The 25,018-nt window shown below is 56.5% G+C and carries 21 protein-coding genes and 1 tRNA gene; 16 read left to right on the top strand and 6 right to left on the bottom strand.

The features are described from left to right. The first annotated feature begins 11 nt into the window (after positions 1 to 11). The 7 genes from EQG79_RS10085 to EQG79_RS10055 all read left to right on the top strand — a co-directional run bounded on the left by EQG79_RS10085 (position 12) and on the right by EQG79_RS10055 (position 10,627). Complete coding sequence (locus EQG79_RS10085; RefSeq protein WP_129601409.1) at positions 12 to 3,164, top strand: SusC/RagA family TonB-linked outer membrane protein; 3,153 nt, start codon at positions 12 to 14, stop codon at positions 3,162 to 3,164. A 20-nt stretch (positions 3,165 to 3,184) separates the two neighbouring features. Then, a complete protein-coding gene (locus EQG79_RS10080) occupies positions 3,185 to 4,933 on the top strand; it encodes a RagB/SusD family nutrient uptake outer membrane protein (protein ID WP_129601408.1) in 1,749 nt (582 codons plus the stop codon). 67 nt (positions 4,934 to 5,000) lie between these two features. Beyond that, positions 5,001 to 5,396, top strand: coding sequence for a hypothetical protein (locus EQG79_RS10075; RefSeq protein ID WP_077922673.1), 396 nt, complete (start codon positions 5,001 to 5,003; stop codon positions 5,394 to 5,396). Positions 5,397 to 5,402: 6 nt separating this feature from the next. Continuing rightward, a complete protein-coding gene (locus tag EQG79_RS10070; RefSeq protein ID WP_129601407.1) occupies positions 5,403 to 6,398 on the top strand; it encodes a DUF4466 family protein in 996 nt (331 codons plus the stop codon). Positions 6,399 to 6,464: 66 nt separating this feature from the next. Beyond that, positions 6,465 to 7,664: an alginate lyase family protein gene (locus EQG79_RS10065; RefSeq protein ID WP_129601406.1), complete on the top strand. Its 1,200-nt coding sequence runs from the start codon at positions 6,465 to 6,467 to the stop codon at positions 7,662 to 7,664. A gap of 69 nt (positions 7,665 to 7,733) precedes the next feature. Beyond that, a complete protein-coding gene (locus EQG79_RS10060) occupies positions 7,734 to 9,683 on the top strand; it encodes a heparinase II/III domain-containing protein (protein ID WP_129601405.1) in 1,950 nt (649 codons plus the stop codon). Positions 9,684 to 9,829: 146 nt separating this feature from the next. Continuing rightward, positions 9,830 to 10,627 (top strand): MBL fold metallo-hydrolase, encoded by a 798-nt coding sequence (locus EQG79_RS10055; RefSeq protein ID WP_077922669.1) that lies wholly within the window; start codon positions 9,830 to 9,832, stop codon positions 10,625 to 10,627. A 65-nt stretch (positions 10,628 to 10,692) separates the two neighbouring features. On the opposite strand, the gene EQG79_RS10050 is transcribed toward EQG79_RS10055, so the two are convergent. The 3 genes from EQG79_RS10050 to EQG79_RS10040 form a co-directional block, all read right to left on the bottom strand. Then, positions 10,693 to 11,394 (bottom strand): SDR family NAD(P)-dependent oxidoreductase, encoded by a 702-nt coding sequence (locus EQG79_RS10050; RefSeq protein ID WP_129601404.1) that lies wholly within the window; start codon positions 11,392 to 11,394, stop codon positions 10,693 to 10,695. Between the two features lie 69 nt (positions 11,395 to 11,463). Further along, positions 11,464 to 12,252, bottom strand: a complete 789-nt coding sequence (gene folE, locus EQG79_RS10045) for a GTP cyclohydrolase I FolE (protein WP_077922667.1) — start codon at positions 12,250 to 12,252, stop codon at positions 11,464 to 11,466. Then, positions 12,215 to 12,646 (bottom strand): 6-pyruvoyl trahydropterin synthase family protein, encoded by a 432-nt coding sequence (locus EQG79_RS10040; protein ID WP_129601403.1) that lies wholly within the window; start codon positions 12,644 to 12,646, stop codon positions 12,215 to 12,217. The genes folE and EQG79_RS10040 overlap by 38 nt, the downstream gene beginning before the upstream one ends. A gap of 260 nt (positions 12,647 to 12,906) precedes the next feature. Between EQG79_RS10040 and EQG79_RS10035 the strand changes: the two genes are divergently transcribed. From EQG79_RS10035 to EQG79_RS10020, 4 genes are all read left to right on the top strand, one after another. Next, positions 12,907 to 14,013, top strand: coding sequence for an MBL fold metallo-hydrolase (locus EQG79_RS10035; RefSeq protein ID WP_129601402.1), 1,107 nt, complete (start codon positions 12,907 to 12,909; stop codon positions 14,011 to 14,013). An 80-nt stretch (positions 14,014 to 14,093) separates the two neighbouring features. Beyond that, positions 14,094 to 15,467 carry a Gfo/Idh/MocA family protein gene (locus EQG79_RS10030; RefSeq protein WP_129601401.1) on the top strand — a complete coding sequence of 458 codons (1,374 nt, stop codon included), beginning with the start codon at positions 14,094 to 14,096 and terminating at the stop codon, positions 15,465 to 15,467. A gap of 97 nt (positions 15,468 to 15,564) precedes the next feature. Continuing rightward, on the top strand, positions 15,565 to 16,782 hold the full coding sequence (locus tag EQG79_RS10025) for a sugar MFS transporter (protein WP_129601400.1): 1,218 nt from the start codon (positions 15,565 to 15,567) through the stop codon (positions 16,780 to 16,782). A 24-nt stretch (positions 16,783 to 16,806) separates the two neighbouring features. Continuing rightward, the gene (locus EQG79_RS10020) at positions 16,807 to 17,889 is read left to right on the top strand and encodes a mevalonate kinase family protein (protein ID WP_129601399.1); all 1,083 of its coding nucleotides are present in this window, start codon (positions 16,807 to 16,809) and stop codon (positions 17,887 to 17,889) included. Between the two features lie 20 nt (positions 17,890 to 17,909). Here EQG79_RS10020 and EQG79_RS10015 read toward each other — a convergent pair whose 3' ends face one another. Further along, on the bottom strand, positions 17,910 to 19,379 hold the full coding sequence (locus EQG79_RS10015; RefSeq protein WP_129601398.1) for a nicotinate phosphoribosyltransferase: 1,470 nt from the start codon (positions 19,377 to 19,379) through the stop codon (positions 17,910 to 17,912). A gap of 279 nt (positions 19,380 to 19,658) precedes the next feature. On the opposite strand from EQG79_RS10015, the gene rpoN reads away from it, so the two are divergent. The 5 genes from rpoN (at position 19,659) to EQG79_RS09990 (ending at position 23,264) form a co-directional block, all read left to right on the top strand. Continuing rightward, complete coding sequence (gene rpoN / locus EQG79_RS10010) at positions 19,659 to 21,113, top strand: RNA polymerase factor sigma-54 (protein WP_077922661.1); 1,455 nt, start codon at positions 19,659 to 19,661, stop codon at positions 21,111 to 21,113. A 115-nt stretch (positions 21,114 to 21,228) separates the two neighbouring features. Further along, positions 21,229 to 21,867, top strand: coding sequence for a hypothetical protein (locus EQG79_RS10005; protein ID WP_317126246.1), 639 nt, complete (start codon positions 21,229 to 21,231; stop codon positions 21,865 to 21,867). 27 nt (positions 21,868 to 21,894) lie between these two features. Beyond that, on the top strand, positions 21,895 to 22,692 hold the full coding sequence (locus EQG79_RS10000; protein ID WP_077922660.1) for an enoyl-CoA hydratase/isomerase family protein: 798 nt from the start codon (positions 21,895 to 21,897) through the stop codon (positions 22,690 to 22,692). Positions 22,693 to 22,745: 53 nt separating this feature from the next. Next, positions 22,746 to 22,822: transfer RNA gene (locus EQG79_RS09995), tRNA-Arg, on the top strand. A 190-nt stretch (positions 22,823 to 23,012) separates the two neighbouring features. Next, entirely contained in the window at positions 23,013 to 23,264 is a 252-nt protein-coding gene (locus EQG79_RS09990; RefSeq protein ID WP_206445582.1) for a site-specific integrase, read from the top strand. 98 nt (positions 23,265 to 23,362) lie between these two features. Here EQG79_RS09990 and EQG79_RS09985 read toward each other — a convergent pair whose 3' ends face one another. Together EQG79_RS09985 and EQG79_RS09980 are read right to left on the bottom strand one after the other, a co-directional pair. Further along, a complete protein-coding gene (locus EQG79_RS09985; RefSeq protein WP_129601396.1) occupies positions 23,363 to 23,767 on the bottom strand; it encodes a hypothetical protein in 405 nt (134 codons plus the stop codon). After that, positions 23,760 to 24,923, bottom strand: a complete 1,164-nt coding sequence (locus EQG79_RS09980; protein ID WP_129601395.1) for a hypothetical protein — start codon at positions 24,921 to 24,923, stop codon at positions 23,760 to 23,762. Before EQG79_RS09980 ends, EQG79_RS09985 begins: the two co-directional genes overlap by 8 nt. Positions 24,924 to 25,018: the final 95 nt, after the last annotated feature.

The following is a 25,018-nucleotide window of genomic DNA, read 5'->3' as shown; positions in this document are numbered from 1 at the left end:
GATTCTTGCTCATGTATAAACCTCTATCTACTCACGTCATACGGCCGATGATGCACGGCTGGCTAGCCGTAGCGCTGGTCACCGGAGCCGCCCTCGGGCAGGCCGTGACGCCGGGAAGCGGGCAAACGCCTGCCACCCGCCCCGTGGGCTCCTACCGGTTCAGCGGTCGGGTGCTCGACGAAAAAGGAACCGGCCTCCCCGGTGCAACGGTGGTGTTGAAAAACGACGCCAAAACGGGAACGACATCCGATGCCGATGGCAAATTCACGATCAACGTACCTACCGGTGGCGGTACACTCGTGGTGTCGGCCATCGGGTACCTCCCCAAAGAGGTAGCCATCACCAGCGAAACCACCCTCGATGTGGCCATGGCGCCCGACATCAAGACCCTGAACGAGGTAGTCGTTGTTGGATACGGTACCCAGAAAAAAGAGAACCTGACGGGGGCGGTTGCCGCCATCACCATCGATGAAAAAATCGCCAGCCGCTCGCTGGCCAACGTATCGTCGGGCCTTTCGGGGCTGATTCCGGGCCTCGCCGTTCAGCAGTCGACGGGGCAGGCGGGTCGCAGTGGAGCCGCACTGGTGATCCGGGGGTTGGGTACGGTCAACAACGCCGGTCCGCTGATCGTCGTCGACGGTATTCCCGATGTCGACATCAACCGGATCGACATGAACGACGTGGCCAGCATCTCGGTACTGAAAGACGCGGCTTCGGCCTCGGTCTACGGCTCGCGGGCGGCCAATGGCGTGGTGCTGATCACCACCAAAAACGGTTCGCAGAACAAGAAAGCGCAGATCAGCTACACGGGCACCTACGGCCTGTCGCAGCCTACCAACTTCTACAATTACTTCGACGACTACGCCCGGTCGCTGACCATGCACCTGCGGGCGTCCGGCGCCGGAGCCTCGTCGACGACCTATCGCTACGGCACGGTAGAAGACTGGCTGTCGAAGAGTATGGTCGATCCGATCAAATACCCCAGCACCAACTGGTGGGACGTCATTCTGCGCGACAACGGCCGGATTCAGACCCACAACCTGTCGGCCTCGGGCGGTACAGACCGGGCTAACTTCTACCTGTCGGCGGGTATTTTCGATGAATTGGGGGTGCTGATCAACCACAACTACCGCCGGTATAACACCCGTTTCAACCTCGACTACAAAGTCCGGGACAACATCAAAGTCGGTATCCGGATGGATGGTCAGTGGTCCAAGCAGGAGTACGCCAACCAGGAAGGATTTATCACCTACAACGGAACGGCCGGCTATGACATCCGGTACGCGGTGGCGGGTATACTGCCGAAGAACCCGAACACCGGCCAGTATGGCGGTATCATGGCGTACGGTGAAGATGCCTTTGCCCGGAATATGCTCTCTCAGTTTGAGGTGAACCACAACCAGAACGACCGGCAGGAACTGAACGCCAACCTCTACGGCGAGTGGAACCCAATTGAGGGCCTGACCGTACGGGGCGACTACGGCCTGCGGTACTACAACCAGTTCGTCAAGAGCTATTCTGACCCCACCGACGAGTATAACTTCCAGACGGGACTGATTGCGCGGAACCTGGTAGCCCCCAGCGCCGGCATCAGCAATGCGGTCAACTCCGGCTACAAAACGCTGCTGCAGGGTCGGGTGACTTACAACAAAACCCTGTTCGGCAACCACCAGCTCAGCCTGCTGGGCGCGTATACGGAAGAATACTGGTTCAACCGCAACCTGTCGGCCAGCCGTCAGGACCGGATCAACCCGCTGCTGAGCGAGATCGACGCAGCCCTGACCACGACCCAGGCCGCCGGTGGCAACTCCGATGCCGAAGGGCTGCGGTCGGGTATTGGCCGGGTCAACTACGTCGTCAACGATCGGTATCTGTTCGAAGTCAACGCGCGTTACGACGGCTCCAGCAAGTTTCTGCCGGGTTTTCAGTACGGCTTCTTCCCGTCGGCCTCGGCCGGATGGCGCTTTTCGGAAGAGCCGTTTTTCAAGCGGTTCTCCAACTTCCTCTCATCGGGTAAGGTGCGGGCCTCGATCGGTAAGCTCGGGAATAACTCGGGCGTGGGCCGGTATGAGCAGCGCGACATCTTCAACCTGACCAACTACATCCTGAACGGCAAAATCGTTAAGGGTTTCAGCTCGGCCAAGATCATCAACGAAGACTTCTCCTGGGAGGAAACGAACGTGACCAACCTGGGGCTCGACCTGGTTTTCTTCGGCGGACGGCTGTCGAGTGAGATCGATTTTTACCAGAAGCTTACGACCGGCATGATCCGGCCATCTACCCTGTCGGCGTTTCTGTCGGGGTATGCAGCGCCCCGCGTCAACATTGGCGAGCTGCGCAACCGCGGTCTGGAGGTGAACCTGACCTACCGCGCCAAAGTCCGCGACGCCAACGTGGGCGCCAACCTGAACCTGGCGTTCAACCGCAACAAGCTGCTCCAGTGGAACGAGTTTCTGGGCAAGGGCTTTACGTACCTCAACATGCCCTACCACTTTGCCTACAGCCGCGTAGCGACGGGCATTGCCCAGAGCTGGGAAGACATCGCCAATGCTCCTTACCAGGGCCAGTACTTCTCGCCGGGCGATATTCTCTACAAAGACCTCAACGGCGATGGTCAGGTCAACGACGAAGACCGCAAAGCACAGCCGCAGTTTAACCGCGACCAGCCCATCGGCACCTACGGGCTTAACCTGTTCGGCAACTGGCGCGGCTTCGACGTCAGCGTACTGTGGCAGGCCGCAACGGGCCGGAAAGACTTCTGGCTCGAGCCGTTCAACAACGTCAACGTACCCTCTACGCGTAACGCCTTCCAGGATTTCCACTGGAACGACACCTGGAACCTGGATAACCGGTCGGCTTCGCTGCCGCGGCTGGTCAGCGGTTCAGGAGCCAACAACCAGGCCGAATCGACGTTCTGGCTGGATAGTTTCAGCTACCTGCGGCTGAAAAACATCCAGGCTGGCTACAACATCCCGGCCAAGGTAACGAGCCGCTTCGGCGTAAGCCGCCTGCGGATCTACGCCACGGCCGAGAACCTGCTGACCTTCACCAAATACCGGGGTGTCGATCCCGAGAAGAGCACCAGCGTAGCCGGCGTCGACAACCAGGACGATCCGTTCCCGCTGCTGCGCTCGTTCTCGTTCGGTCTGAACCTTAATCTGTAGTCTCTCTCCGACTCATTCTCATGAAACGACTTACCAAACTATATTGTCTGCTGGGCGTAGCCCTGATGACGGCGGCCTCCTGCACGGAAGACCTGCTCGACCAGGTACCTACCACGCAGCTGTCGTCTGACCTGTTCTGGAAAACAGCCGACGACGCCATCTTTGCCGTCAACGGCGTTTACGAAGCCAACCGAACCACGTTTGACCGCGATTATTACTTCGACGGAGCCGGTGAATTTGTGCATACCCGCGGCACCAGCAACAACCAGGGCGCGTTTAACCCCGGCGGCATCGGCTCGGCTACCAACGCCACCAACGGTGGCAACTTCGGCTTTTTGTGGGGCGACTGCTACCGGGCCATTAACCGGGCCAACTACGTGCTGGCCAACATCGGCACCCTGCGGGCTACCTTACAGTCGCCCACAGACCAGGCCCTGATGAACCGGCTGACGGGCGAGGTACGCTTCATCCGGGCGCTCAACTACTTCCGGCTGATCGATCTATGGGGTGATGTGCCGTATTTCACGAAGCGACTCGACGGCAACGCCGAAGCCTATACCCTCACCCGCACCCCGCGGGCGGCCGTGAAAGATTCGATCCTGGCCGACCTGAGCTATGCGGCTTCGGTACTGCCCGAAACCTACACCGGCGATAACCAGGGACGGGCCTCGCAGCGGGCGGCTCTGGCCTTCAGCGGCAAAGTCAACCTGTACTGGGCCTGCTGGATGAAAAACGAGGGAAAAACCGCCGAAGCCCAGAAGCATTACACGGCGGCAGCGGCTGAGTTCAAGAAGATTATCGACAAGAATATTCCGCTGTTCCGGAATGGCGAACCCGGCCCGATCGATAACCCCAACTACTGGCACCTGTTCCAGTATTTCAACGAATACGATCCCGAGATTCTTTTCTCGGTTCAGTTTGGCGGGCCGCTGCTGGGGCAGGGCGAAGAGCTGATGCGCGACTTCGGCACCCGCAACACCGGCAACGCCCAGTGCTGGGTAGCCCCCACCTACCGGCTGGCCAACCGGTATCAGCTGGTGAGCACCGGCGACTTTGCGCCCCCGCTCGTGCTGAGCCGCAACACTACCCTCGTCAATAGCGCCACGAATCCCCGGTCCTACGTTGGTCGCGATTACCGGATGCGGGCTACGATGCTGTGGGACGAGCAGAAAATGGTTCGGCTCTCGACCGACGGCCTCAACGCGCTCGACAGCATTCCGTTCCGCTTCGGCAGCCGCGACGGGGTTACGTATATCAACTACGACGGCGCCCCGGCCGGGTATATCTTCCGGAAATGGGTACGCCAGACGGGCGGTATCGGCCGCAGCGACGGTCCGCAGGATATCTACCTCATGCGCCTGCCCGACGTGTGGCTGATGTATGCCGAAGCCGTTAACGAGATCAACGGTGGCCCTACGCCCGAGCTCTTTACCCTGCTCAACCGCATCCGTCGACGGGGTAACCTGCCCGCGCTGAACCAGGCTAAGTTTGCCACCCAGGCCGAATTCTTCAAAGCCATCGAACAGGAGCGGATCGTTGAGCTGGTGGGCGAAGGTCACCGCTTCTTCGACATCCGCCGGTGGAGAAAAGCCGAAGAAATCTGGCCGATGCCAGCCGGGCAGGTCCTCTTCGACAGCCAGGGCACCCGCGTCCGCGATGAATTTGTGAATGCCGACCTGCGCGCCTACCAGCGGTATTATATCTTCCAGATTCCGACCAGCGAAATTGAAGTAAACCCGAACATTATTCAGAACGAACCCTGGCTATAAGCCCCGGGCCTGCCAGCGCCATCTGCTGGTTGGGCAACCCGGCTTTGGCCCATAAATACCCTGTTCGATGAACCAGTCTTTGTTTTCCAAACTCCTCTGTATGCTGGCCGTTATAGGCCTGCTTTCCTGCAGCAACGATCCCATTGATGACACCGGTCTGCTGATTACCGGCCGGTCGCAGTGCTACGTTACCTTTTTCGACCTGCTCGGCTCCGACCACCGGACCGTGCTGGTCAGCGGCCAGACCAAGATCGACACGACGGCGCTGACCGTGACGGCCGTGGCGCGGTTCGGCACCAACATGCAGCGCGTCAAACCGTATTGCAGTGTCGTGACCGATGCCATCGTAGAACCCACCATGGGTATCTGGACGGACTTCCGCCAGCCGCAGACCTATACAGTCGTGTCGGGCAACCGGCAGGTACGCAAAACCTACACAGTAACGGTCACCCTTCAACAATAACTGCCCATGCGCCACTATCTATTTCCGCTGATCCCGGTTGTTGCTGCCTTACTGACGGTTGGCTGCCAGCCTAGCGTAAGCCCGGACGAAGGGCCTCTAAGAAACGACCTGCTCAAAAAAACGACGGGACCCGCCGTGGTGGGCGACCGGATCGAGTTTGCCTACGCCATCGGTACCCTCGAAGGTGACCTGAAAACCGTTCGGGCCGAAGCGACCCTGCCCGGCGGCACCGGCACCGGTTTCGACCGGTTTTCCTGGTACACCAACCGCAGCACCGGCGTCGATGAACCGCTGGCGACGGCGGGCGACACCGCGACCAAAGGCCCCGTATCGACCGCCAATATCCTGGACGTAGCTACCAACAAGGCCATCACCCTGCGGTACTATTACTACCCTACGGCAGCGTCGCAGGGCAAGGATGTTTCGTTTCGGTTCAGCGTCACCTCCTCCACCGGCAAGGAAGTCAGCATCCAGTCGCCGACCTACCGCATCAGCCGCATGGACATGAAACGGTCTATCGTACTGGCCGACGGCGCCAAAGCCTACATCTCGCTGGCCGATATGACGGCCTACACCAAAGCCGAAGTGGAGCAGAACAACCTGGCCAGCAAAATCGATCTGGTCTACATCTACCGGCCAACCCTCGGCGCGGGCAACTATGCCTTCGGCCATGCGCTGGTAGCGCCTTCGAACGCCGATTACCTCAAGGACGTCGTCCTGCCAACCGGACTGGCTAAACCCCGTACGGCCATCGACAAGCGGGTCGACGTGAAGGATGCCCAGCTGCGCGGCACCGCCGGTTTCGACGTCTATATCGACGATATCGATCTGGAGCGGACCACCTTCACCAACGTAGCAGACTACGCCTATGGCATGGCTGCGGATCAGGGCGCCTTCGTGAAAACGGCTGACGGCGCCTACGCGGCCTACGTCTATGTAAACGGGGTCAACAACACCGCCAAAACCATGACGGTGAGCATCAAACGGCTCAAGCTGAACTAACCGGCCTACACCCGTACCGTTGTCGAGACGGTACGGGTTGTACTGGTTCCCCTCCCCCACGAATCGATGAACAAGCTGACTCAACGACTGGCACTTTGCGGCTGCCTGATTGGTATAGCCCTGGTTTTTGACTCGGTGGCGCAACCCGTCAGAAAACCGGCCACGTTCCTGCTGGATGCTACGCTGCTACAGGCCAGCAAACAGAAGATCCGGCAGGGTGACCCGGCGATGACGGCGGCCCGGCAGGCCTTGCTGACCGCTGCCGACCAGGTGCTGACCCGACCGGCTCACTCGGTCATGGAAAAGAGCAAAACGCCCCCCAGCGGCAACAAACACGATTACATGAGCGTGGGACCCTACTGGTGGCCCGACACGACCAAACCCAACGGATTACCGTACATCCGCAAAGACGGCCAGATCAACCCGGAGCGGTCGGCCATTGTGGACGAGACCTACCTCAAGAACCTCTGCGACGACGTGCAGACGCTGGCACTGGCGTACTATTATTCAGACAATGAGACTTACGCCCGTCGCGCGGCCGAGCGGCTGAGGATCTGGTTCCTGGACCCGGCTACCAAAATGAACCCGAACCTGAACTACGGCCAGGCTATTCCGGGAATTACCGAAGGCCGGGGCATCGGACTGATCGACAGCCGGGGGCTGGCCAACCTGACCGATGCCGTTCAGCTGCTGCAGGGATCGAAAGCCTGGTCAAAACAAGATCATCGGGCGCTTCAGGGCTGGGTGCAGCAGTTCATGGACTGGATGCTGACCAGCCCCATCGGCAAGGATGAAGAAGATGAGCATAACAACCACGGCACTTATTATGACGTACAGACGGTAGCGTTCGCGCTTTTTCTGGACAACCGGGCGCTGGCCCGGCAGATGCTCGAACAGAAGACCATGAAGCGGATTCAGACGCAGCTCAAACCAGACGGTAGCCAGCCGCATGAACTGGCCCGTACGCTGTCCTGGAACTACTCGATCATGAACCTGAAAGGCTTTTTCACCCTGGCGCAACTGGCCGAAACCGTAGGCGTCGACCTCTGGAACTACCAGACCCCCGACGGCAAAAGCATCCGAAAGGCGTATGAATGGCTGGTGCCCTACGCCCGCCAGGAAAAGCCCTGGACCTTTCAGCAGATCAAGGCCCTGCACGTAGAGGAGTTTGCTCCCCTGCAGGCCGTTGCCGGTCAGAAGTACGGCCAATCAACAGCTGCAGCCCGCGACACCAGCGTGTTTGCCCTGACCCATTCGTTATTCTAGCAGCGGCTATAGTCGCTGCCTTTTCTTAGGCCGGTGGATGACCCACCCGCCACACCCTGACCCAATTCTATGAAACACGTAGCTGGAGTATGCGTTGCCCTGCTCGTCAGTCTGGCGGCCTTCGGGCAGCAGGCTGATTTGCTGAGCGGTAAATTCACGAAAGAGCAGTTGAAGAGCGTCCTGATCCCGCAGGCCAGATGGACCCCTTTTCCCAAACGCGACGACCGGGCGGGCTGGGCCAAAGCCGATCAGGCCATGATGCAGGCCTATGTCAAAAAAGCCGAAACGTACCTGACCTACACCTGGCCGTATATTCCGGCCACCAAATCGCTGCTCATCGAACGCACCGGCGACCGGGATCAGTACCAGAACGTCAGTTTTGAAAAGCGCGAGGTGCTGGGTACACTGCTGCTGGCCGAGATCTACGAAAACAAAGGCCGGTTTGTTGACCCCATCATCGACGGCGTCTGGTCCATTTGTGAAGAGTCGTTCTGGGGCGTGCCGGCCCACCTGCCGCGCTCCCGCTCGTATGCCGGGCTGATGGATGTATCGAAACCGTTTGTCGACCTGTTTGCGGCCGAAACCGCCACCTACCTGGCCTGGGTCGACTATTACCTCGGCGACAAGCTGGATGCCGTTTCGCCCCAGATCCGCAAACGGATCTATACGGAAACCAATAACCGGATTTTTCAGCCTCTGATGACGCAGCCCCACGGCTGGATGACCAAGACCGCTGCGGGTCGCGCGCCCAACAACTGGAACCCCTGGATCTGCTCCAACTGGCTCAACGCGGTGCTGCTGCTGGAAAAAGACGACGACAAACGAGCGGCATCCGTGCATAAGCTCCTCGACGTGCTGGACGAATTCCTGAACCCGTATCCGCAGGATGGCGGCTGCGACGAGGGGCCCAGCTACTGGGGAGCCGCTGCCGCGTCGCTCTATGATAACATTGCGCTGCTGAACACTGCCAGTAACGATGCCTTTGCCTATGTCTATGCCGACGAGAAGGTCAGAAACATGGGCCGGTTTATCTACCGCGCCCAGATCAGCGACCGCTACTTCCTGAACTTTGCCGACGCCGATCCGCAGCCCGGTATGGCCGCGACGATGATTTACCGATACGGCAAAGCCATCAACGACCCCGACATGATGCGGTTCGGTGCCTACTACCGCAAACCGGAGACGGGCGCTGTCGGCAAGTTTCATTACTTCCGCCACTTCTATTCCCTGTTTATGCAGGACGAGTTTCAGAAAGCCGCCCAGGGATTGCCCCTGCCTCAGAACGTCTGGTTACCCGACCTGCAGGTCTTTGCCGCCCGCGACAAAGCCGGCACCACCGACGGGTTCTACGTAGCGGCCAAAGGCGGGCACAACGACGAAAGCCATAACCACAACGACATCGGCAACTACGTGGTCTATTACAACGGTCAGCCGCTGCTGATCGACGTGGGTCGGGGTACCTACACCCGCAAAACCTTCAGCGACAAGCGGTATGAGATCTGGTACAACTGCTCCGACTACCACAACCTGCCCACCATCAACGGCAAGACCCAGCCGCCGGGCATGACTTACAAAGCCAGCCAGGTAACCTACAAAGCCGGTAACGCCACCACCCAGTTTGGCGTCGATATTGCGAAGGCCTACCCGGCCGATGCGGGGGTGAAAAGCTGGCAGCGGACGATTCGGCTCAACCGGGGTAAAAACGTTCAGATCACAGACGTGATCAGCCTGGATAAAGCCAGTTCACTCACCCAGCATCTGATGACCTGTTACCCGGCGGAGGTGCTGAAACCCGGCGAGTTGCTCGTTCATTACCAGCCCAACGATCAGCCGGCCAAAGACTTTGTGGTGACCTACAATCCGAAGCAGATGCAGGTAGCCGTCGAGAAAGTAAAGCTCGACGCGCCCGAAGACCGGGGTATTGTCAGCAAATGGGGCGATACCATTTACCGGATCAACTGTACCGTGGTGGCTCCCAAACCCGCAGACACCTTCCTGTTTACCGTGGCGGCCAGATAACCCGCTTCCGTAGCTCGATTTTTTCCGACCAGCCGGCCTGTAGCGATGCAGGCCGGTTTATTTTTGCGTAATTAGGCCGGTACTGCCGCCGTCGGCAACCTCTTCCTGCCTATTTTTGTTGTTTCGTTTTATCCCTCCGTACCGGCATGTCGCTTTACATCACCTCGCTTAATTCAGGCAGTAACGGAAACTGCTACTACGTTGGCAACGACACCGAAGCCGTCCTGATCGATGTGGGCATTTCCTGCCGCCAGATCGAACGTCGGCTCGACCAGCTGGGCTTATCCATACATACCGTAAAGGCCATTTTCGTTTCCCACGAACATACCGACCACGTCAGCGGCATTCCGCAACTGGCTAAAAAGTACCAGCTTCCCGTATACATCACCGCCAGAACCCTGCAAAACTCCCGGCTGGCTTCACAGGCGTATCCGCTCAGGCCGCTGCGCAGCGACAGCCCGGTCTGGATCGGCGATTTATGCGTGTCGGCCTTCCTGAAGTTGCACGATGCCGCCGACCCGCACAGTTTCCTGGTTCGCTATAAAGGGACCAACGTGGGGGTGTTCACGGATCTGGGGTACCCCTGTGAGTCGCTGATCGAGCATTTCAGCCAGTGTCATGCCGCTTTTCTGGAAGCCAATTACGACGAGGAGATGCTCGAAAACGGTCGATACCCGTATTTTCTGAAGCAGCGCATCCGGGGCGGCAAAGGGCACCTCTCCAATCAGCAGGCGCTGGCGTTGTTCAGAGCGCATAAACCGGCTCATATGAGTCACGTCCTGCTGGCTCACCTCTCCAAAGAAAACAACTGTCCCGACCTGGTAGCCTCCCAGTTTGCCCCGCACCGGGATAGCACTGAAGTCATCGTTGCGCCCCGCTATGCGGCTACGCCCGTTTATACCATCAAAGCCCCCGTTCCAGCCGAGACGGAGGTGCCTGCCTAAACGCAAAAAAGCCGTCTTGCCGGGCATCAGCCCCGGCAAGACGGCTTTACAATGGAGGAGTAGGTTTATTTCAGGCTGCCCATACCGCCATCGACCCCAATGATCTGCCCGGTAATCCAGCTGGCCTGGTCGGTGAGCAGATAGGCGGCCATGGTGGCAATATCCTCCGGAGAGCCGTATCGGTTGAGCGGATGCCGTTTGTTGGCCGCGTCGCGCTTGGTATCGTCAGCGAGCAGAAATTTGGCCATCGGCGTATCGGTCAGTGAAGGCGCTACGGCATTGACCCGAACATTAAACGGAGCCAGTTCGGCCGCCAGCGACTTGGTCAGTCCTTCCACCGCCGATTTGGCGACCGAAACCGACGAGTGCATACCCATCCCCAGCTTGGCCGCTACCGTACTGAACAGCACGATACTGGCCGACTTCGACTTCTTGATAGCGGCATAGGCCGTATGAATGGCCGACACCGCGCCCAGCACGTTTACCTGCAGATCATTGGAATAATCGTCCAGGGTGAGCCGCTGAAATGGTTTCAGGTTGATGGTTCCGGGGCAGTAGACCAGCCCATGCAGGGTATCGGGCAACTGGTTGAGCGCATCGGTCGCCGGGGCCTGGGTTACGTCCCACGTCATGTGGGTCGACTGGATGCCTTCGGGCTGGGTTCGGCCAGCGGTGAACAGGGTTGCGCCCTGCTCCTGAAGCTGCCGGGCCAGCGCGTGACCGATGCCCGAACTCGCCCCGACAATGAGGATGTTTTTGCCTTGCATAAAAAAAGGTTGCGGTTTTACAGCTACGCTGGCTGACGCCAGACTGTACCCTGTAAAACCGCAAACCGGTTAGATAGTTACGTTCGAGGTACCAATGTAGCGCAACAATTCCTGACGGGTAGCCTCTTCATCGAACTTGCCCCCGTAGGCAGCCGTGATGGTCGAGCTATTGACGTCGTGTACGCCCCGCGTCGACACGCAGAGGTGTTTGGCGTCGATGATGACCGCTACGTCTTCGGTCTCGAGCACCTTCTTCAGCTCGTCGGCGATCTGAACCGTCAGGCGCTCCTGCACCTGGGGACGCTTGCTGTAATATTCTACGATCCGGTTCAGCTTGGAGAGGCCGATAACCTTGCCGCTGGAGATATAGGCCACGTGTGCCTTACCAATGATCGGCACGAAATGGTGCTCGCAGTAGGTCTGCACCAGAATGTCTTTCTCGACCAGCATCTCGTTGTACCGGAACTTGTTCTCGAACAGGGTCGGTGCGGGTTTGTTGGCCGGGTCCAGGCCGCGGAAGATTTCCTTGACGTACATCTTGGCCACCCGCCGGGGCGATCCTTTGAGGCTGTCGTCGGTCAGGTCGAGGCCCAGAATACTCATGATCTCGCGGAAGTGCTCTTCAATCAGGTCGATTTTGGTATCGTCGTCCAGATCGAAGGCGTCGGGCCGCATGGGTGTATCAATCGAAGCAGCGCCGTGTTCGTCGCCGATTTCATCAATCAGTTCGTCGTGATGATGACCATTCAGGCCGTTACCGTTCATGTGTTTACCGTTCATGGGGTTTCCGTTCAGCGAAACGCCGTTCATAGCCTGTCCGTTAAGCGGGGTACTCGACGAAGTTCCGTTCCGTTTCATAAAGTCTGATTTTGAGGGCCAGGTCCTGGCTCAGCTGGTTGCGTAAAATTGTGTAAATAACGATGGCAATGTTTTCGGCCGACGGGTTCAGGTCGGCGAACTCATCGGTGTCGAGGTTGAGATTTTTGTGATCGAAGCGGTCGGTAACGTGCGTCTTGATCAGGTCACCGAGCACTTTCATGTCGATGACATAGCCGGTTTCGGGATCGATGGGCCCCGTAACCTGAACAATCAGCTCGTAATTGTGTCCGTGATAATTGGGATTGTTGCACTTGCCGTAAACGCGGGCGTTTTTTTCGTCTGACCAGTTGGGGTTATTCAGACGATGGGCCGCGTTAAAGTGCTCTTTCCGAAACACAGCCACCCGCAGGGCATCGGCCCGGGAGGTTTCCATAAACTAGTAATCGAAAAATGGTTCGATCAACCTGTCGTTACAAAGTATGTGTACAACACAGGCAGACAGCAGAGCGTTGAAGAAAACCCGCTCTTTCGTGTGCGAATGATACCTATTTAACCCGTTTTCACCGGATCTTGTTCAACCTTTCTTTAAAAAAGCTAAACAAGCATAGGCAGGTTCATTTGTATAACGCCCGCTCTAAACGGTTTGTTCCCCCGGGTGCCGAACGGAAGCCGACCCCACATGGTTTGCCTAACATGAAATCGCTTAAATCCACCATGCTCATCACCCTTATTATTCTGGCAACCCTGGCCATCGGGGGGTATATCTTTCTCCAGCAGCCCGTTTTTGGCCTGAATCCAGCCGACGCCCGGCTGGAGCGCATCAGCCAGTCGCCCAACTACCGCGACGGTGCTTTCCAGAATATCGCCCCTACGGCCATGATGCGCGAAGGAGCCTCCTACATCGCCATGATGAGCGACTTCCTGAACAAGCCCGCCACCAACGAACCGCCCCGGCCCATCCCTACCGTCCGTACCTCCCTGACCAGTTTACCCGACGACACCCCCAGCCTGGTCTGGTTCGGGCATTCGTCCTACCTCATCAAGTCCAAAGGAGTTACGATTCTGGTCGATCCGGTCCTGAGCGGCAGCGCGTCGCCCATCGGGTATTTCGGCCGGTCGTTTCCGGGTTCGGATGCCTACAGCGCCGACGATATGCCCGCCATCGACATGCTGGTGCTGTCGCACGATCATTACGATCACCTCGATTACCAGACCATTACCCGGCTCATCCCAAAAGTTAAACGGTTCTATACCGCCCTGGGCGTTGGTGCCCACCTCGAACGCTGGGGCGTGCCAGCCGACCGCATCGTTGAGTTCGACTGGTGGGAAACGCAGGCCGTGGCCGATAGCATCCGGCTCACGTCTACCCCGGCGCGGCACTTCTCGGGACGGGGCCTGACCCGCGGCAAAACCTTCTGGACATCGTTCGTCCTCGACCTGCACGGCTACCGGCTGTTTCTGGGGGGCGACTCGGGCTACGACGAGCAGTTTGCCAAAATAGGCGCTACCTACGGCCCGTTCGATCTGGCTATTCTGGAATGCGGTCAGTACGGCCGCGACTGGCCCAATATTCACATGTTTCCCGAAGAGGTCGTGAAGGCCGGTCAGGATCTGAAGGCTAAAACCGTTTTACCCGTTCACTGGAGTAAGTTCGCGCTGGCCTACCACCCCTGGAACGAGCCCATACAACGGTTTACCGAACGCGCCCGCGCGGTGGGGCTTCCCGTAACGACCCCCCGAATTGGTGAGCCGGTGGTACTGGGTGTGGCCTACCCGACCGAGGTCTGGTGGAATTTCTAGTCACCGGCAGCGGCATCCGGTTTGGTGATAATCCGTATATTTCCGGTCGTGATTCCTGAAGTAGTCCTAACCTAATCCCCATGACCGCCACCACCCGACGCCAGTTTATCCGTACGGCCGCCCTCACCGGTACAGCCGCATCTATTTTCCCGACGGTACTGACCAGCCGCGCCGGACAGGCTGCGCCGGCCGACACCAAAGTCCGGCTTGGCTTCATTGGCGTAGGCCTGCGCGGACGCAGTCATGTAGAACAGGCACTGTATCGCGACGACGTTGTCATTCCGGCCATCTGCGACGTTGACCCGGACAGCATTGCCCGCACCAACGCCATGATCCAGAAAGCGGGCCGACCGCTGCCCGAAGCTTATACCAAAGGCAGCGAAGCCTTTCTGCAGATGCTCAAACGCGACGACCTCGACGGCGTCGTGATTGCCACCCCCTGGGAATGGCACGTACCCATGGCCGTAGCGACCATGAAAGCCGGGAAGTACGCAGCGGTTGAAGTGTCGGCAACGGTAACCCTTCAGGAATCGTGGGATCTGGTCAACACCTCCGAGAAAACGAAGATGCCCTGCATGATTCTGGAGAACGTCTGCTACCGGCGCGACGTGCTGGCGGTACTCAACATGATCCGGCAGGGCCTGTTCGGTGAAATGACCTACGCCCACTGCGGCTATCAGCACGACCTGCGCGAAGTGAAGTTCAACGACGGCAAAAAAGCCTATGGCGGTGGGGTCGAGTTTGGCGAAAAAGGCTTTTCGGAAGCCCGCTGGCGCACCCAGCACTCCGTAGACCGCAACGGGGATCTGTACCCAACCCACGGCCTCGGTCCGGTGGCCCACTGGCTCAACATCAACCGGGGCAACCGCTTTGTCCGGCTAACGAGTATGGCGACCAAAAGCCGCGGGCTGCATAAGTACGTTGTCGACAAGGGCGGAGCCGACCACCCCAACGCCAAAGTCAACTTCAAACTCGGCGATGTAGTAACGACCATGATCGAGTGCGCCAACGGCGAAAACATCGTGATCATGCACGACACCAACTCACCCCGCCCCTACTCGCTCGGCTTCCGGGCGCAGGGCACGCAGGGCATCTGGATGGACGATAACGATATGATCTACCTCGAAGGTACCTCGCCCAAAGCCCACACCTGGGAGCCTTTTGCCGCCTATCAGGAGAAATACGACCACCCCCTCTGGAAACGGCACGCCCAAACCGCCGACAAAGCCGGACATGGCGGCATCGACTTTTTCGTCTTGCGGGCGTTTATCGAAGCCGTCAAAGCCAAAGGCCCCGTTCCGATCGACGTCTATGACGCGGCCGTCTGGAGCGCCATCAGCCCCCTGTCCGAACAAAGCATTGCCGGTAACAGCAAAGCGGTCGATATTCCCGACTTCACCCGGGGCAAATGGAAGACCAACCCACCGATTTTCGGGTTAAACGACAATTTTTGAAAAAATTTTATAATATTGGCTAGCGAATGCCTGCCGTCTCTTCGACACCGGTCGTTTTCTGTTCATTAGCCCATCGTTTTTTGTTGCTCTCCCAGACATGGTAACTGCCCCTTCCAAACCCCAGAATTACACCGGCCCCCTGCTCATCATCGGTGCCCTCTTTTTCATATTCGGCTTCGTGACCTGGGTCAACAGCGTCCTGATTGCGTTTTTCAAGCAGGCCTTCGACCTCAGCACCGTTGGTTCCAACCTGGTTGCCTTTGCGTTCTTTATCTCCTATACGCTCATGGCCATTCCGTCATCGGCGGTGTTGAAGCGAACGGGTTTTAAAAGTGGCATGTCGCTGGGTTTGCTGGTGATGGCGGTCGGTACGCTTATTTTCGTGCCGGCGGCCAAAGCCGTATCGTACCCGCTTTTTCTGGTCGGTCTATTTCTGATCGGCATTGGGCTAACGGTGCTGCAAACGGCCTCTAACCCCTACGCTACCATTCTGGGTCCGCGCGAAAGTGCCGCCCAGCGCATCAGCTTCATGGGTATTGCCAATAAGCTGGCCGGTATCATCAGCCAGTTCGTGTTTGGCGGGCTGCTGCTGACGGGAGCCAATGCCGTATCGGGGGCTGCTTCGCTCGAAAAAGTGGTGTCGCCCTATCTGATTCTGACGGGCGTACTGGTAGTGCTGGCGGGCCTGATTCGGTTCTCGAACCTGCCCGACGTATCGGAAGAGCAAGACGACGCGCCTGCCGATACGGTGGCGCATACCAGCGTCTGGCAGTTCCCGAACCTGGTGCTGGGCGTAGCGGCTCTGTTCTGTTACGTGGGTGCCGAGGTCATTGCGGGCGATACCATCATCAACTACGGTAAAGCGCTGGGTTTTGATAACGACGAAGCCAAATATTTCACGACCTATACGCTGTACGGCCTGCTGGCGGGCTACGTGCTGGGTATCGTGCTGATCCCCAAAGTGATCTCGCAGCAAACGGCACTGCGGTTCGGAGCCGCTTACGGGCTGGTGCTGACGGTAGCTACCCTGCTGACCAGCGGTTTTACCTCGGTCCTGTGCGTAGCGCTGCTGGGTTTTGGTCTCGCCCCGATCTGGCCGGCGCTCTGGCCGCTGGCGCTCAACCGCCTGGGCCGCTTCACCAAACTCGGCTCGGCCCTGCTGATCATGGGCATTTCGGGCGGGGCGCTGCTGCCTTTGCTCCACGGGTATCTGACCGATACGTACAGCCCGCAGCTGGCCTATGCCATGCTGCTGCCCCTCTTCGGCTTCATCCTGTACTATGCCGTGTCAGGCTACAAAAAAACGAGCTGGTAAGTCCCTGTCTGCTTTTTTGTTCCGATGACCAGTTCTACCCCCGGCCGTATCTGCCTGTTCGGCGAACATCAGGATTATCTAGGGTTACCCGTCATAGCGGCCGCCATCTCGCGCCGGATTCAGATCGAGGCCACCTCTACCCCCGAAACGGGGTTCCGGCTCAACCTGCCCGACATCGGCAGTACGGTAACGATTCCGTTCGACGGCTCTCCGCTGACGTATCCGCAGGATCGGGATTATTTTCGGTCGGCGGTCAACGTGCTGCTGCGCGAGGGTTTTACCTTTTCGCGGGGGGTTCTGGGCGAGGTTCACGGTACCATTCCCATCAACGCCGGCACGTCGAGTTCGTCGGCGCTGCTGGTGACCTGGCTCGATGTGCTGACCCAGCTGGCCGACCAGCCGCGTTCCCTGCCGCCCACGCAGCTGGCCGAGCTGGCCTACGCAGCCGAAGTGCTTGAATTCGGTGAACCCGGCGGTATGATGGACCATTTCGCCACGGCCGTTGGGCAGGTGATCTACCTCGAATCGCAGCCGCAGATCCGGCTGGTCAGCCTGGAGCCCCGCAGCCCGGCGTCCCAGCTCGGCACCTTCGTACTGGGCGATTCGCAGGAGCCGAAAGATACGATCGGGATTCTGAGCCGGGTCAAGTACGGTATGCTCGACATCCTGGCCCGCATCAGAACGGTGAACCCCGACTTCTCGCTGCACCACTCGACCCTGACCGACGCGACCGAGTTCAAAGACAGCCTGACCAAAGACGAGTACATCCTGCTGAAAGGCAACCTTTCCAACCGCGACATCCTGCGCGATGCGCTGACGGTGTTACAGGCCGATGCGCTCGACCACCGGCGGTTCGGCCAGCTCCTGACCGACCACCACGCCAACCTCCGCGACGCCCAGCGTATCAGCACCCCTAAAATAGACCGGATGCTCGACGCTGCCCTCGCAGCCGGCGCGCTGGGTGGCAAGATCAACGGGTCGGGCGGTGGTGGCTGCATGTTTGCCTACGCACCCGAAAACCCCATCGCGGTAGCCGACGCCATCGAGCAGGCCGGTGGCCGGGCCTATGTGGTACACGTCGACAACGGCACGCATCATACGTTGTAGCCCTTCAATAAACCTGGCATTTACTCCCCTCGTCGTTCGAGAATAAGCGCGGTTTTGAGGTCGTGCAGGTGTCGTTCCAGTCCGACGGGGTAGGTATGCGGGTTGACGAGTCGTTTAACGCCGGGGTGAAGCGCGGCCAGCTGCGCCTGCACCCGCGCCCGGATGGCGTGGATATCGGGTTTATCGTACACGCACTGGCCGGCCGCAAAGATGGGCACCAGCAGATCCTCGAAAGCCGCATGCGCGTCGAAGCGCCGACGTTTGGTGAAGTCGAGCGGGTCGATCATGGTAGTAGGCTGGTGGGTACCGTTCAGCGTCTCATCGAAAATCATATCGGCCAGAAAGCCCCGCTCGTCGCGGTACCGGCGCACCTGCTGAATGCCCGGAGTCGAGGTTTTGATGGCCTGCTCCGACAGTTTGATCTTGTAGTCCCAGGGCTTGTGGGCATCCCCCGTGCGGAGCGCGGCCAGCTTATAGACGCCCCCCAGCGCTGGCTGATCGAAGGCTGTAACCAGTTTGGTGCCGACGCCCCAAACCGTAATTTTAGCCCCCTGCTGCTTCAGACTGGTGATGATCGTCTCGTCGAGGTCGTTGCTGGCCACGATGCTGGTATCGGTAAAACCAGCCTCATCGAGCAGTTTGCGGGCTTCGATGCTGAGGTAGGCCAGATCGCCGGAGTCGAGCCGGATGCCGGCCAGCCGGTAGCCCCGGGCCCGGAGTTTATGCCCCGTTTCGATGGCAAGCCGCACCCCGTCCAAGGTATCGTAGGTGTCAACGAGCAGGGTAACGTTGTTGGGCAGCACCTGCGCGTAGGTATCGAACGCCTGCTGCTCATCGTCGAAGGACATGACCCAGCTGTGGGCGTGGGTACCCCGAACCGGAATGTCGTAGAGTTTGCCCGCCAGCACGTTCGAGGTAGCGTCGCAGCCACCGATATAGGCCGCCCGGCTGGCCGTCATGCCACCATCGATCCCCTGTGCCCGGCGGAGGCCGAACTCCAGCAGCGTGTCCGACTCGGCAACCAGCCGGAGCCGTGCCGATTTGGTAGCAATCAGCGACTCGAAGTTGACTAGGTTCAGGAGGGGCGTTTCGAGCAGCTGACACTGCAGGATGGGCCCGCGTACCCGCACCAGCGGCTCGTTGGGAAATACGACCGTTCCCTCGGGGATGGCATCGATGGTGCAGCTCAGCTTCAGCGCGGCCAGGTACTCGATAAAAGCCTCCTCGAATAAGGGCTGCCCGTCGTTGCCGGTGAGGGTACGGAGATACCGCAGGTCTTTGCGCGAAAAGCTGAACTGTTCGATGTAGCCGATTACATTACTAAGTCCACAGGCTATCGTATAGCCTCCGCCGAACGGGTTTTTCCGGAAGTACAGATTGAAGACCGCTTCTTTTTCGGCAGTGCCTGATTTCCAGTACCCATAGGCCATGGTGACCTGGTAGAGATCGGTAAGCAGACTCAGTGAGGTGTCGTATAGCTTGTTTGTCATGCCGCTAAGGTATAAAAAATGGTACCAGTTTTATTCTCTCGGGCTGCCCCCGAAAGGGCCCGGCTAACTAACTATTTATCAACAATTTACCTACTCTCCGGGGCCGTTAACGAAGTACTTTTTTTGGGCAAATCATTAATTCTGAACGAGTTATTGTATTTTTTTTGTGGCCCTAAACAAAATCATAACTAAATTGGTCTGATAATTGTGAGGGGCATTTTGCCGACTGGAGCCGCCAATCCCTGTTGACACCCCTACCCGATTTGAAACATCACTACCATGCAGAAGTTAAGCCTTTCCCAGTCTCTTCAGCAGAAGTTATCGCCCCAGCAGATTCAGTTCATAAAGCTGTTGCAGATTCCTACTGCCGAACTGGATACCCGCATCGAAGAGGAGTTGGAAATCAACCCGGCGCTGGAAGAGGGCATGGACGACGAATTCGATCAGAAAGAGGACGATCCGTTCGACGATGACTTCGGCGACGACGAGTATAAAGACCGCACCGACGATCTCGATATCGACAGCTACCTGCAGGGTGAAGATTATGCCGGCTACAAGATGCAGGGCGACGGCAACTACAGCGAAGAAGAGCGCGACATGCCGCTGGCCACCAGCTCGAGCCTGACCGACTCGCTGCTTCAGCAGTTCGGGTACCTCTCGCTCAGCGAGGAACAGCGGATCATCGGTCTGCAGCTGATTGGCAGTATCGAGGCCGACGGCTACATCCGACGATCTATGCAGGCCATCGTGAACGATCTGGCCTTTTCGCAGAACGTGTTCACCGACGCCGAAGAAATTCAGGAAGTGCTGCATAAGATCCAGACCTTCGACCCGCCGGGTATTGCCGCCCGCTCGCTGCAGGAATGTCTGCTGCTGCAACTCCGGCGCAAAGATCAGTCGGACCCCTACAACGTACTGGCCATCCGCATCATCGAAGATTTTTTCGATGAGTTCTCGAAGAAACACTACGACAAAATTCAGCGACGGCTCAACATCAGCGACGAATCGCTGAAACGGGTCGTCGATGTAATCATCAAGCTCAACCCCAAGCCGGGGTCGGTAGAAGGCGAAGCCGGCAACGTGCAGTACCTCATTCCGGACTTTATCCTGACCAACAGCAACGGCAAGCTCGAACTGACGCTGAACTCCAAGAATGCGCCCGAACTGCGCATCAGCCGGTCGTTTGCCGACATGCTCGATACCTACGACAAGAGCAGCAAGCAAAACAAATCCCTGCGCGAAACGGTCTCGTTCGTGAAGCAGAAACTCGACGCGGCCAAGTGGTTCATCGACGCCATCAAACAGCGGCAGCAGACCCTGCTCAAGACCATGAACGCCATCGTGCGGTTCCAGTACGACTTCTTCCTGACCGGCGACGAGTCGAAGCTGCGGCCCATGATCCTGAAAGATATTGCCACCCTCATCGACATGGACGTATCGACCGTGTCGCGGGTCGCCAACAGCAAGGCCGTACAGACCGAGTTCGGCATTTATCCGCTCAAGTATTTCTTCTCGGAAGGAATCTCGACCGATACGGGGGAGGATGTCAGCAGCCGCGAGGTGAAGAACATCCTGAAAGACCTCATCGACAGCGAACCCAAGATGAACCCGCTCTCGGACGATAAGCTCGAGAAGATTCTGAACGACCGCGGCTACAACATTGCCCGCCGTACCGTGGCCAAATACCGCGAGCAGCTCAACATTCCCGTAGCCCGCCTGCGAAAACAGTTATAGGAACACCGAATTATGGAGGATGGATGATGAGTGACAACAGCCAGGACGGTTAACTTTGCAACCCAGCCGCAGGCTCCCCAAAACGAATTCATCATCCATCATTCATCGTTATTCATTGACAACCTCGTTCGCCCGCTTCCTCTCGATTCTGCTGCACCCCCTGCTCATGCCGACACTGCTGTTCGGCCTGTTGCTGTTTCAGGCACCCGGTGTAGTCGGTATGGATGCGTTTTCTCCGGCCCTGCGGCTCAGCCTGCTGGTGCTGATCTTCATCGGCACCTTTGCGGTGCCCTCGCTGCTGATCGTTTATCTGGTTCGTACGGGTTACGTTAGCAGCCTGCAACTCGAAACCCTGGCCGACCGTCGGCTGCCCTATTTTCTGACGGCGCTCATCTACACCTTTGTCGCTTATCTGTTTGCCTTCCGGATGCAGCTCGTCTCGACGGTAGCGCCCGAAATAGCAATTCTGCTGGGCAGTATTGCCGTATCGATTCTGCTGGTCGGGCTGATCAGTCTGTACTGGCAAATCAGCGCCCACGGCGTCGGGCTGGGGGGCGTACTGGGCGGCATTGGCGGGCTGATGCTGAAGTTCAGCCTGACCGATCTGTTTTTTCCGCTGCTGCTGCTGGTGCTGCTGGCGGGCCTTGTGGGCAGTGCGCGGCTCAAGCTCAACGCCCATACGCCGGGGCAGATCCTGGCCGGGCTGGCGCTGGGAGTAGCCATCAGCCTGCTGGCCGTATTCTGGTTTATCTAGTGTTGCCCTGACTAACCCTTACCGATCATGTACGATACACTGCTCTACGAACTGGCCGACGGCGTTTGCCGCATTACCCTCAACCGGCCCCAGGTCTACAACGCCCTTAGCCCCGGCCTGATCCGGGATATCACTAGCGCCATGGAAGCCGCCGGTGCCGACGACCGCGTACGGGTCGTGGTGCTGACCGGCGCGGGCGACAAAGCCTTCTGCTCCGGCGCCGACCTGAAAGAAGGCTTTGCCAGCGCGGCAGCCTCGGGCGGAACGATGAACCTGGGCGAGTCGCTGCGGAACGGCTATCATCCCATGATCCGGGCCATCCGCAACCTGCCTAAACCCGTTGTGGGGCGTATCAACGGCGTAGCGGCCGGGGCGGGCTGTTCGCTGGCCTTGGCCTGCGACGTCGTTATCTGCACCGACGAGGCTTATTTCAGCCAGATCTTCATCAACATAGGCCTCATGCCCGACGCCGGTTCTACGTTCTTTCTGCCGCGTCTGGTGGGCCCGCAGCGGGCTTTTGAACTGAGCAGCACCGGCCGACGCGTTTACGGCCCCGAAGCGGCCCAGATCGGGCTGGTCAGCCGCTCGGTTCCCCCGGCCAGCCTCGACGCAGCCGTAGCGGAGGTGGTCGGCTATTACGCCACCGCCCCTACCCGCGCGATCGGGGCGTTAAAAAAAGTTTTGAATCAATCGCTGTATTCGGACCTCGACCACCAGCTGGAGCAGGAAGCTGAAAATCAGGACGCATTGGGTCGCTCGGCCGATGCTGCCGAGGGGATTGGTGCCTTTCTGATGAAGCGGAAAGCAAATTTTTCGGGCCGATAGGTTGACAGACGCCTTTTTTCTCCCTACTTTTGCACTCCCAATCAACGGGAAATGCATTCGTAGCTCAATTGGATAGAGCACCTGACTACGGATCAGGAGGTTTGGGGTTCGAATCCCTACGAGTGCACCAGTTAATACACTTCATTACAACGGGTTAGGCCATACGCTTAACCCGTTTTTGTTTTGGCTAGCCAATAGAATAGCCAACAACGACAAGTAGCTATCTCCCCCATCAATTCATAAGCGCATACGTCTATCTGCGTGACGAAGCCAACACAGGATCGGATAAAGCGCTGGCGCTGATTGCCAAACATGGCAGGGTGGAGAACCTGCCCAAAACTAGTAACTCCAGCTTTAATGACTGTTTGAAGCAAATTCAGCACCTGGCAGCTTTCAAAACCAAACTCACCGTTAAGGTGGCCTGCAAAACCTTCACCAACCTTATGCTTAATGAACTGGGTGTATCTGAGGAAAGCGTGGCCGCTATGCTCGGCTATACAACTACTAAGCACATTCGCTATTACGGAAAAGCCAATGAGGAGAGAATAGCAAAAGAGGTTGATTTCATCTAAAGAATAAAAGGGTAGTAGCTGAGTTAAATCAGTACTACCCTTTTCATATAGCACAGAGATATTAACTATAAAAGCATATATAGCTCTATAAGCTATATTCATCTTCTCCTGTGAGTCCACCCTCTACTCACTGCTAGACTTTTCAATTTTTGTCCTCTGATTTTTTTTTGATTTTTACTTTCTACACTTGTAAAATCAATATATGAGTGGCCATTAAATGGAAAATTATCTTCTGTAACAGATAATAAATCTACAGACTCGCATTCACCCTTAGTAACAGAAAGTACACCGAAAGATGTGTGATTCGCAACATAATGGTTGAATGATTGCTCTGCTGTAAATTTCTCCCCATTATAAACAGATAATTTATTTTCATCTTTAGTAGATGGTGTAAATGCCAATGACGATACTTGCATTTCTTGTGTAAAGACTTGCACAGAAACTACATCATTCTGTACCCAACTTGGATGAACTTGTCTGTGCAATAGTGTGTCCCTATTCATAGTTAATCTTCGATATTAGTGAGTTTAATTCTTCCCATCCAGCCAATGTACTTAAAAAGAACTCCCTTTCGATATACGAATTGGATTTCAAAAGAGTAACAATCAGATTAGCAAGGAAATTATCTAGATCTAATTCCAATATAATAGCTCGATCACTATTAGTCCACTCTAATTGTATGTTACCTTCTATCGTTGGGAATATTGATGGTAATGGCAGATCACTACCAAAATAATTACTAAAATACTCCTCAAACTGCTTAAGAGCCACTTTATCAGGGGCTTTCCCAGTACCGTTGTACCAATTTTCACCCAAATTAACTAATTGAGCGATTCTCACTTTTACATCAAATGGATCTAAAATATCCATAGACTCGATGTTTTCAACCCTAATCAACCTATCTTGTTGATTATATATACCAGTCGCTTTAATTGCAACCTGAGTATTTTTTTCGTACTCATTAAATACTTGATGTACTATCTCATAATAATCTTCATTTATATTACAGACGACGTTATTACCGCCTATATCAAGAGTAAACGAATTTTGTTTCTTATCAAACTCTGTAATATATGCATTTACAGAAATGTAGTCAGAATATTCAATGTTTTCCTTTCTAGATAAAAGAATTTTTTTACGAATTTCTTTATCTAAAACAGCACTACCACCAACGGCTTTTGGAAAAGCCATTGTCTCACCATCCTGTAAATTTTTCCCAATCCTATTAAAATAGTTCAAATATTTTTGATCCAATATATCTTTATTTTTTTCACCTGACTGTGCATTACTTATCAATTCAATTACTCTATCCCTAGCCTTTTCCAAGTATTTTACAGATTCTAAATTAGTAACAGAATATTGCTCACTTTTTGGAAAAAATTCAGTAAAAAAAGAAGAATAAGCTAAGGTATAGACAAGTACAAGCCTTGGGATGGCACTACCTTCTCCAACTCCTGCAAGTTTCAAACTAACTTCATCATTGAATCCTTTGGGTACGCGCTTTCTATGTGGATTCTCCTCTAAATAAATTTTTTTTGACAGTTCAAAAATCAGCTCCTCCAAAGCGCTAAAATCTTCCAATATATTTACAGGAAGAGTGTGGTCATCAAACCTTTTGCCTTCTAATCTGGGAGATAAAAAATCTATTGTATGATCCATGAAAGGGCTATTTCAGCAATAAATTACAGATAATCACTAATTTCTTTAGCATAACTAATGAAACGAAATAAGAAACCATTTTCAATTTGTCCCTC

The organism is Spirosoma sordidisoli (assembly GCF_004138325.1).
Classification (GTDB): Bacteria; Bacteroidota; Bacteroidia; order Cytophagales; family Spirosomataceae; genus Spirosoma; species Spirosoma sordidisoli.
This window is presented reverse-complemented; position numbering and strand designations above follow the sequence as displayed.

Bases quoted from the DNA above. Each gene is read 5' to 3' on its own strand.
- EQG79_RS10085 (WP_129601409.1), top strand. From the start codon at position 12: ATGTATAAACCTCTATCTACTCACGTCATACGGCCGATGATGCACGGC.
- EQG79_RS10080 (WP_129601408.1), top strand. From the start codon at position 3,185: ATGAAACGACTTACCAAACTATATTGTCTGCTGGGCGTAGCCCTGATG.
- EQG79_RS10075 (WP_077922673.1), top strand. From the start codon at position 5,001: ATGAACCAGTCTTTGTTTTCCAAACTCCTCTGTATGCTGGCCGTTATA.
- EQG79_RS10070 (WP_129601407.1), top strand. From the start codon at position 5,403: ATGCGCCACTATCTATTTCCGCTGATCCCGGTTGTTGCTGCCTTACTG.
- EQG79_RS10065 (WP_129601406.1), top strand. From the start codon at position 6,465: ATGAACAAGCTGACTCAACGACTGGCACTTTGCGGCTGCCTGATTGGT.
- EQG79_RS10060 (WP_129601405.1), top strand. From the start codon at position 7,734: ATGAAACACGTAGCTGGAGTATGCGTTGCCCTGCTCGTCAGTCTGGCG.
- EQG79_RS10055 (WP_077922669.1), top strand. From the start codon at position 9,830: ATGTCGCTTTACATCACCTCGCTTAATTCAGGCAGTAACGGAAACTGC.
- EQG79_RS10050 (WP_129601404.1), bottom strand. From the start codon at position 11,394: ATGCAAGGCAAAAACATCCTCATTGTCGGGGCGAGTTCGGGCATCGGT.
- folE (WP_077922667.1), bottom strand. From the start codon at position 12,252: ATGAAACGGAACGGAACTTCGTCGAGTACCCCGCTTAACGGACAGGCT.
- EQG79_RS10040 (WP_129601403.1), bottom strand. From the start codon at position 12,646: ATGGAAACCTCCCGGGCCGATGCCCTGCGGGTGGCTGTGTTTCGGAAA.
- EQG79_RS10035 (WP_129601402.1), top strand. From the start codon at position 12,907: ATGAAATCGCTTAAATCCACCATGCTCATCACCCTTATTATTCTGGCA.
- EQG79_RS10030 (WP_129601401.1), top strand. From the start codon at position 14,094: ATGACCGCCACCACCCGACGCCAGTTTATCCGTACGGCCGCCCTCACC.
- EQG79_RS10025 (WP_129601400.1), top strand. From the start codon at position 15,565: ATGGTAACTGCCCCTTCCAAACCCCAGAATTACACCGGCCCCCTGCTC.
- EQG79_RS10020 (WP_129601399.1), top strand. From the start codon at position 16,807: ATGACCAGTTCTACCCCCGGCCGTATCTGCCTGTTCGGCGAACATCAG.
- EQG79_RS10015 (WP_129601398.1), bottom strand. From the start codon at position 19,379: ATGACAAACAAGCTATACGACACCTCACTGAGTCTGCTTACCGATCTC.
- rpoN (WP_077922661.1), top strand. From the start codon at position 19,659: ATGCAGAAGTTAAGCCTTTCCCAGTCTCTTCAGCAGAAGTTATCGCCC.
- EQG79_RS10000 (WP_077922660.1), top strand. From the start codon at position 21,895: ATGTACGATACACTGCTCTACGAACTGGCCGACGGCGTTTGCCGCATT.
- EQG79_RS09985 (WP_129601396.1), bottom strand. From the start codon at position 23,767: ATGAATAGGGACACACTATTGCACAGACAAGTTCATCCAAGTTGGGTA.
- EQG79_RS09980 (WP_129601395.1), bottom strand. From the start codon at position 24,923: ATGGATCATACAATAGATTTTTTATCTCCCAGATTAGAAGGCAAAAGG.